General features: G+C 60.9%; 9 protein-coding genes and 1 pseudogene. All 10 read right to left on the bottom strand.

The features are described 5' to 3' along the window. Window positions 1-572 (bottom strand): lipoyl(octanoyl) transferase LipB (gene lipB / locus ACIOUG_RS26175; protein ID WP_401069938.1); only part of this gene is annotated, 572 nt, incomplete at its 3' end. Continuing rightward, a complete protein-coding gene (locus ACIOUG_RS26170) occupies window positions 572-847 on the bottom strand; it encodes a DUF493 domain-containing protein (RefSeq protein ID WP_003228544.1) in 276 nt (91 codons plus the stop codon). The genes lipB and ACIOUG_RS26170, both read right to left, overlap by 1 nt. An 86-nt stretch (window positions 848-933) precedes the next feature. Then, window positions 934-2,091: a D-alanyl-D-alanine carboxypeptidase family protein gene (locus ACIOUG_RS26165; RefSeq protein WP_003228546.1), complete on the bottom strand. Its 1,158-nt coding sequence runs from the start codon at window positions 2,089-2,091 to the stop codon at window positions 934-936. 187 nt (window positions 2,092-2,278) lie between these two features. Beyond that, the gene (locus ACIOUG_RS26160) at window positions 2,279-3,289 is read right to left on the bottom strand and encodes a septal ring lytic transglycosylase RlpA family protein (RefSeq protein WP_007960588.1); all 1,011 of its coding nucleotides are present in this window, start codon (window positions 3,287-3,289) and stop codon (window positions 2,279-2,281) included. Next, the gene (gene mltB / locus ACIOUG_RS26155; RefSeq protein ID WP_007960589.1) at window positions 3,289-4,299 is read right to left on the bottom strand and encodes a lytic murein transglycosylase B; all 1,011 of its coding nucleotides are present in this window, start codon (window positions 4,297-4,299) and stop codon (window positions 3,289-3,291) included. Before mltB ends, ACIOUG_RS26160 begins: the two co-directional genes overlap by 1 nt. Window positions 4,300-4,316: 17 nt before the next feature. Beyond that, window positions 4,317-5,420, bottom strand: coding sequence for a rod shape-determining protein RodA (gene rodA, locus ACIOUG_RS26150; protein WP_047296919.1), 1,104 nt, complete (start codon window positions 5,418-5,420; stop codon window positions 4,317-4,319). A gap of 31 nt (window positions 5,421-5,451) precedes the next feature. Next, the gene (gene mrdA / locus ACIOUG_RS26145; protein WP_096796302.1) at window positions 5,452-7,347 is read right to left on the bottom strand and encodes a penicillin-binding protein 2; all 1,896 of its coding nucleotides are present in this window, start codon (window positions 7,345-7,347) and stop codon (window positions 5,452-5,454) included. 10 nt (window positions 7,348-7,357) lie between these two features. Beyond that, window positions 7,358-7,825, bottom strand: a complete 468-nt coding sequence (gene rlmH / locus ACIOUG_RS26140; RefSeq protein ID WP_003185785.1) for a 23S rRNA (pseudouridine(1915)-N(3))-methyltransferase RlmH — start codon at window positions 7,823-7,825, stop codon at window positions 7,358-7,360. A gap of 9 nt (window positions 7,826-7,834) precedes the next feature. Then, window positions 7,835-8,329, bottom strand: coding sequence for a ribosome silencing factor (gene rsfS / locus ACIOUG_RS26135; RefSeq protein ID WP_401069933.1), 495 nt, complete (start codon window positions 8,327-8,329; stop codon window positions 7,835-7,837). 72 nt (window positions 8,330-8,401) lie between these two features. Further along, window positions 8,402-8,505: pseudogene (locus tag ACIOUG_RS26130) on the bottom strand (nicotinic acid mononucleotide adenylyltransferase); the annotation flags it as partial.

Below are 8,505 nucleotides of genomic sequence, written 5' to 3'. Positions count from 1 at the left end.
CTTACCTCGGCAAATTCAATCGATCCTGCGTGATCGCTCAGCTGGGTCATCGCCAGCCCGGCATAGCCGCAGGGATTAATCCGTCGAAACGGCTCCAGGTTCATATCCACGTTCAGGGCAAGGCCATGAAAGGAGCAACCGTGGCGAATCCGCAAACCCAGAGAAGCGATTTTCGCTCCGTCGACGTAGACGCCGGGAGCATCTGGCTTGGCTACAGCGATCACGCCGTAGCTGGCCAGCAGTTCGATCAGGCAGTGTTCCATGCGCGTGACCAGATCACGCACACCAAAGCCCAGCTTGCGCACGTCCAGCAACAGGTAAGCCACCAGTTGGCCGGGGCCATGATAAGTCACCTGTCCGCCGCGATCGACCTGTACCACCGGGATATCGCCCGGCAGCAGCAGGTGTTCGGCCTTGCCGGCCTGGCCCTGGGTGAACACCGGAGGGTGCTCGACCAGCCAGATTTCGTCGGCGGCATCGCTGCCGCGTTCGTTGGTGAAGCGTTGCATGGCATGCCAGACCGGCTCGTAAGCCATCTGGCCAAGTTCGCGAAAGCCCAGCGTGCCGTGCATCACAACACCATGTGTACGAAACCGGTCGCCCGCAGTTCGCTGTTGATGTTGTACAGCTGATCCTGATCGGTCGCGACGATGTGCAACTGGATGGTGGTGTACTTGCCGTTGCTGCTCGAGCGTTCGTCGACACGCTCATCGTTGATGGTCGCGAATTTCTTCACGATCTCGATGATCTTGTCTTTGTGCCCGACGCCCGTATCGCTGATTACCTTAACCGGATAATCAACCTGAGGGAATTCGATCTTTGGCGCCTTTACTTCGGTATCGGTCATGGCGTAACGGCCTCGTAAGCGTAAGCCGTGGTAACGCACATGGCCCCGAACCGGATAGGAACGGGGCCATGCAGGTCAACACTCAATCAGTTGAACAAGCCGTAGAAGAATAGACGGATGCTATCCCACATGCGGCGGAAGATACCACCCTCCTCGACAGCGTCCAGAGCGATCAGGTCAGCGCTGTGCACCACCTTGTCGTCCAGTTTCACTTCGACTTTACCGATCACGTCGCCCTTGGCGATTGGCGCGGTCAGTTGCGGGTTCATGGTCATGCTGGCAGCGAGCTTTTTCAGCTGGCCTTTTGGCAGGGTCATGGTCAGGTCTTCAGCCAGGCCGGCCTTGACTTGACTGGTGGTGCCTTTCCACACCGGGGCCTGAGCCAGTTCGGTGCCCTTCTGGTAAAAGGTCTGGGTTTCGAAGAAACGGAAACCGTAGGTCAGCAGCTTCTGGGTTTCAGCAGCACGGGCCACTTCGCTGTTGGTGCCGAACACCACGGCGATCAGGCGCTGGCCATCACGTACAGCCGAGGACACCATGCAGTAGCCGGCTTCGTCGGTGTGACCGGTTTTCAGACCGTCAACGGTCTTGTCGCGCCACAGCAGCAGGTTGCGGTTAGGCTGCTTGATGCCGTTCCAGAAGAACTCTTTCTGCGAGTAGATCGCGTAGTGAGCCGGGTCTTCGTGGATGATCGCACGGGCCAGGATCGCCATGTCGTGAGCCGACGAGTAGTGCTCAGGATTCGGCAGACCGGTCGGGTTCATGAAGTGCGAGTTGGTCATGCCCAGATCGGCGACCGTCTTGTTCATCAGGTCGGCGAACGCGTCTTCGCTGCCGGCGATGTGCTCGGACAGCGCCACGCTGGCGTCGTTGCCGGACTGGATGATGATGCCGTGCAGCAGGTCGCTGACGGTCACTTGCGAGCCGACTTTGATGAACATCCGCGAACCGCCGGTACGCCAGGCGTTTTCGCTGACGGTCACCGGATCGTTTTCACCGATCTGGCCGCGACGGATTTCCAGCGTAGCGATGTACGCGGTCATCAGCTTGGTCAGGCTGGCTGGCGGCAGACGCTGGTCACCGTTGTTCTCCACCAGCACGTTGCCGCTGCTGGCGTCCATGAGCACGTAGGCTTTAGCAGCCAGTTGAGGTGGCGACGGCATCATCTCGGCCGCGAAGGCGGCTGGCGAGAGGAGCAGCGGGACTAGCAGACACAGGCGTTTGGCAAAGGTGGTGATGTTCATCCGTCTCTCGAAATCGCTAATGGAAACTTGCCCGAAGGCAAAACTATTCAGACAGCCTTCTAACGGGCCATCGCGTGTTCAGTTGCTCACTCCAGTCACCCTTGCCGGGCTTTTGTTCTTCGACGAGCCAACAACCTGGTTCACCCCCCAAAACCGCAAGTGAACCGTCAATCAAGTGCTACGTTTCTTACTCGGTGACCACGCTCGGCGAACCGAGGTTGGCCAGGCGCACGCTGTTCTGCACCTGGGCGATTTCACCCGGCGAACCGATCGGCCCCAGGCGTACCCGGTGCAGGGTCTGCTGATTGCGCACGATCGAGCTGATGAACACCGGAGCGCTCACCATCCCGCTGAGCTTCGACCTCAGGAGTTCTGCAGCGTCCGGGTTGGCGAACGCGCCCACCTGCAGATACTGGCCAGACGCTGGTGCAGAAGCGTTTTTTTTTGCGCTGATCTGTACAGGTACAGTGTCAGAGGCATGTTGCTGCGGCGGCGGGGTCCACTGCTCGATGGTACCGGCCGAAGCCGTGATCACCGGGGCGCTATTCTGCGCGACTTGCGGCTCGTTGAGCATCAGCGGCGCCGGACGGCCCTTCGCGGCCCACCATTGCTGAGGATCGATGCCCTCGACCTTGACCCGCGCGGTGCCGATTTCGGCATACCCGAGCTTCTTCGCGGCCGCGTAAGACAAGTCGATGATCCGGTCCGAATAGAACGGCCCGCGATCGTTGACCCGCAGGATCACGCTCTTGTTGTTGTCCAGGTTGGTCACCCGAACGTAACTTGGCAGTGGCAGAGTCTTGTGAGCGGCACTCATGCCGTACAGGTCATACACTTCGCCGTTGGCGGTGTTCTGCCCGTGGAACTTGGTGCCGTACCAGGACGCCGTGCCCGAAGCGACGTAGGTCTTGGATTCCTGCAACGGGAAATAGGTCTTGCCCAGCACGGTGTACGGGTTGGCCTTGTACGGGCCGGTGTGCAGGGTCGGCGTGGCATCCGGGATCCGCGAAACGTCGACATCCCACCACGGCGCGCCGTCTTTGTGCGCGCGGTTGATGTCCAGCCCCGGCTGCGCACGTACGGCGGTGGACGAGGTCTTCTGGGTCGGCGCGCGGCTGGTTGAACAGCTGGCGACCAGCACCGCCAACGCAGCGAAAGCCACCAGCTTCAGGGGTTTATTGATAGGCAATGCCCGCATTACTTGACGCCCCGTGCTTTTACCAGCTCTTCAGACAGTTGATGTACGGCCATGGCGTACATCACGCTGCGGTTATAACGCGTGATCGCGTAGAAATTCTTCAGGCCCATCCAGTATTCAGGGCCGTTGTCGCCTTCGAGGCGAAATGCAGTAACCGGCATATCATCGCGCAGCGCGTCATGACTTGACCAGCCCAGCGCCCGCAACTCTCCAACCGTCTTCGTCGGCTCGATGCCGGTGGTCAGGCCTTCATCGACCTGCTCGCCGCGCACATCGGCGCGGCTGACCACCGGTTCCCCGGCGACCCAGCCATGCCGCTTGAAGTAACTGGCCACACTGCCGATCGCATCGTCCGGATTGGTCCAGATATTGATGTGACCGTCACCGTCGAAATCCACCGCATAGGCGCGAAAGCTGCTCGGCATGAATTGCGGCAAGCCCATCGCCCCGGCGTACGAGCCTTTGAGGGTCAACGGATCGACTTGTTCTTCGCGGGCCAGCAGCAGGAACTCACGCAATTCCTTGCGGAAAAATTCGGCACGGGGAGGATAGTCGAAACCGAGCGTGGACAAGGCATCAATCACCCGGTAATTGCCGGTATTACGTCCGAAAAAGGTCTCGACGCCGATGATCGACACGATGACTTGTGCCGGTACGCCGTATTCCTGCTCGGCACGGGCCAGTACGGCCTCGTGCTGGCGCCAGAAGTCCACACCACGGGCGATGCGCGCGTCGGTGATGAACATCGGGCGATATTCTTTCCACTGCTTGACCCGCTCGGCAGGCTTGGAAATCGCGTCGAGGATCGCCTGCTTGCGCTGCGCCTCGCGGAACACCGCCATCAGTTGCTCACCGGCAAACCCGTAGTCGCGGGTCATTTCACCGACGAATTCGGCCACCTGCGGTGAGCCTTCGTAATCGCCGGCCAGCGCTTCCTGCGCGCTGCCAAGGATGCCGACCAGGCCGACCCACGGCGCGTAACGAGTCGCCCAGCTGCGCATGACTTGCATTGAACTCTTCACCTTATTCAAACCTGTGCGATCCACTTGCGATGCGTATGAATCGACATCAAAACCCCAAACGCTGACAGCAGTGTCACCAGCGAAGTTCCTCCATAGCTAATGAAGGGCAACGGCACCCCCACCACCGGCAACAGGCCACTGACCATACCGATGTTGACGAAAACATAAACAAAAAACGTCATGGTCAGCGCGCCGGCGAGCAGTTTGCCGAACAGCGTCTGTGCCTGGGCGGTAATCACCAGGCCGCGCCCGATCAGCAACAGATAGATCAACAGCAGCGCGCAGATGCCCACCAGACCGAACTCTTCGCCAAGTACGGCGATGATGAAGTCGGTGTGGCTTTCCGGCAAAAAGTCCAGATGCGACTGGGTGCCCAGCAGCCAGCCCTTGCCGAACACGCCGCCGGAACCGATCGCGGCTTTCGACTGGATGATGTTCCAGCCGGTGCCGAGCGGATCGCTTTCCGGGTCGAGGAACGTCAGGATCCGCTGTTTCTGGTAGTCGTGCATGATGAAGAACCACATGGCGATGGCCACCGGTACGGCGGCGGCCAGCACGCTGAGGATCCAGCGCCAGCGCAGCCCGCCCATGAACAACACGAACGCGCCGCCCGCCAGAATCAGCAGCGACGTACCGAGGTCGGGCTGGCGCACGATCAGAATGAACGGCACACCGATCAGCATCAGGCTGATCCCGACGTGCTTGAGTTGCGGCGGCAGCGTGCGCTTGGACAGATACCAGGCAATCGTCGCCGGCATCAGGATCTTCATGAACTCCGAGGGCTGGAAGCGGATCACCCCGGGGATGTTGATCCAGCGCGTCGCACCCATGGCGTTGTGGCCCATGATGTCCACCACCATCAGCAACACCACGCCGACCACGTAACCCAGTGGCACCCAGCGCGCCATGAACCGCGGCTCGAACTGGGCGATGACGATCATCGACACCAGGCCGATGCCGAACGAAGTGGCTTGTTTGCCCAGCAGATCCCAACTCTTGCCGCTGGCCGAATACAGCACGAACAGACTGCCCGCAGCGAGGATCAGCAGCAGGATCAACAGCGGGCCATCGATATGCAGACGTTGCAGCAGCGTCGCCCGGCGACGCATCACATCCTCGCTGGAGAGCATGCGATCAAAATTATTCATCACGGGCCGTAGCCTCCGCACTGATAGGACCGGCGTATTCGGCCTTCAATCGACCCTCCTGATCCAGAAGCCAGGCATCCATCACCTGACGCACCACGGGCGCGGCCACACCGGAGCCGGATTCACCGTTCTCGACCATCACCGAGACCACGATTTTCGGGTTGTCGGCGGGGGCGAAACCGACGAACAAGGCGTGGTCGCGGTGGCGTTCCTGAACCTTGGAGCGGTCGTACTTCTCACCTTGCTTGATCGCGACCACCTGGGCCGTACCGGACTTGCCGGCGATGCGGTATTGCGCACCGATCGCCGCCTTGCGCGCGGTACCACGGGCGCCGTGCATCACCTGCTGCATGCCGTGGTTGACCTTGGTCCAGTCCGACGGATCGCGCAGGACGATGTCCGGCATCGGGTTCTCGTCTACCGGTTTGGCGCCTTCAATAGTCTTGGCCAGGTGCGGCCGGTTCCAGATGCCTTTGTTGGCCACCAGCGCCGTAGCCTGGGCCAATTGCAGCGGTGTGGACTGCATGTAGCCCTGGCCGATCCCCAGAATCAGGGTTTCGCCCGGGAACCAGGCCTGCTTGCGCGTCGCGCGTTTCCACTCGCGGGACGGCATCAGGCCGGGGGATTCTTCGAACATGTCCAGCGAAACCTTCTGGCCGATGCCGAACTTGTTCATGTAAGCCGACAACCGATCAATGCCCAGCTTGTGCGCCAGGTCATAAAAGTAGGTGTCGTTGGAACGCATGATCGCCGTGTCGAGATCGACGAAGCCGTCGCCGGTACGGTTCCAGTTGCGGTACTTGTGATCGTAGTTGGGCAGCATGTAGTAACCGGGGTCGAACACCCGGCTTGACGCCGTCACTACGCCAGAATCGAGACCGGCAATCGCCACCGCCGGCTTGATCGTCGAACCCGGCGGGTACAGGCCGCGCAGCACCCGGTTGAACAGCGGCCGGTCGATGGAATCACGCAGCTCGGCGTAGGCCTTGAAGCTGATACCGGTGACGAACAAGTTCGGGTCGAAGCTCGGCTGACTGACCATCGCCAGCACTTCGCCAGTCTTCGGATCGAGCGCCACCACCGCGCCACGCCGCCCGCCCAGTGCAGCTTCGGCCGCTTCCTGCAGTTTGATGTCCAGACTCAGGACGATGTCCTTGCCGGGAATCGGATCGGTACGCTTGAGCACGCGCAACACGCGGCCGCGGGCATTGGTCTCGACTTCCTCGTAACCCACCTGCCCGTGCAGTTCCGGCTCGTAGAAACGCTCGATGCCGGTCTTGCCGATGTGATGAGTGCCGCTGTAGTTGACCGGATCGAGGGTTTTCAGCTCTTTCTCGTTGATCCGCCCCATGTAACCCACCGAGTGCGCAAAGTGCGCGCCCTGCGGGTAGTGGCGCACCAGTTGCGCAACCACTTCCACCCCAGGCAGGCGGAACTGGTTCACCGCGATCCGGGCGATCTGCTCTTCGGTCAGCTCGAACAGGATCGGCACCGGCTCGAATGGCCGACGCCCCTGACGCATGCGCTTCTCGAAGATCACCCGGTCCTCGGGCGTCAGCTGCAGCACTTCGACGATCACGTCGAGCACTTGCTGCCAGTCACCGGAACGCTCGCGGGTCATGCTCAGGCTGAAGCTCGGACGGTTGTCCGCCACCACCACGCCGTTGCGGTCGAAGATCAGCCCACGGGTCGGCGGAATCGGCTGCACGTGGACGCGGTTGTTTTCCGAGAGTGTCGAGTGGTACTCGTACTGGATCACCTGCAAGTAGTACAGCCGCGCAATCAACACGCAGATCAACAGCATGACCGCAATGGCCCCGAACACGACGCGGCTACGCACCAGGCGGGCGTCCTTTTCGTGGTCCTTGATGCGGATCGGCTGAGACATGAGGGCTGGACTACTTGTGGTAAGGGTGACCGGACAGCACGGTCCAGGCACGGTACAGCTGTTCGCCGATCAGGATCCGCACCAGCGGATGCGGCAAGGTCAGCGGCGACAACGACCAGCGCTGATCAGCGCGGGCGCAGACTTCCGGCGCCAGCCCTTCGGGGCCGCCGACCATGAAATTGACCGTGCGCGAATCCAGCCGCCAACGGTCGAGTTCGACCGCCAGTTGCTCGGTGCTCCAAGGCTTGCCGTGGACTTCCAGCGTGACGATCCGCTCGTTCGGCCCGACCTTGGCCAGCATGGCTTCGCCTTCCTGGCGGATGAAACGGGCCACGTCGGCGTTCTTGCCACGGGTATTGAGCGGAATTTCCACCAGTTCCAGCGCCAGCTCGGACGGAAGACGCTTGGCATATTCATGCCAGCCTTCTTCCACCCACTTGGGCATACGTGAACCGACGGCGATCAGTCGCAGTCGCACAGCGATCCCTTACAGCTGGTCTTTGTTGAGCTTGGTGAAATGCTCGTGGGTGTTTTCCGGGCTGTGGTGCTTGGCGTCTGCCGCACGGCTTTGCTCGGCACCGGCCCACAGGCGTTCCAGGTCGTAGAACTGACGCGCCGAGGCGGTCATCATGTGCACGATCACCAGGTCCAGGTCGAGCAGCACCCAGTCGCTGTCGCCCTTGCCTTCTTCGCCCAGCGGCTTGGCGCCCTGCTTTTTGACTTCTTCGCGGACCTTGTCCAGCATCGCGTTGATCTGGCGATTGGAAGTACCGGTGGCGATGATCATGTAGTCGGTGATGCTCTGCTTGTCGCGAACATCAATGATCTGGATGTCTTGTGCCTTGACGTCTTCCAGGGCTGCCACGGCAATCTTGACCAGCTCGTCGCCCTTCAGCGGCTCGTTGGTGTTGGCCACTTCCGGCAGCGGCGCGCTCTTGAATGTGCCTTTGCGCTTAACTTTGCTTACATCTTTGTCGGTCATATAAAACTCGTTTTGCTCATGTATTCGGCGGCTTGGCGATACGTGGATTCGTATCAGTGAAGCACGCCTTGTTCAGTTCGACGCACGGTACAGACCGTGCGCATCGATGTAGGCCAGGACCGCGTGGGGCACCAGGGAGGGTACGGTGTGTGGGCTGGGCGGCAGTTGGGGGGTGT

It is taken from the genome of Pseudomonas sp. NPDC087803 (assembly GCF_044742995.1).
Taxonomy (GTDB): Bacteria; Pseudomonadota; Gammaproteobacteria; order Pseudomonadales; family Pseudomonadaceae; genus Aquipseudomonas.
This window is presented reverse-complemented; position numbering and strand designations above follow the sequence as displayed.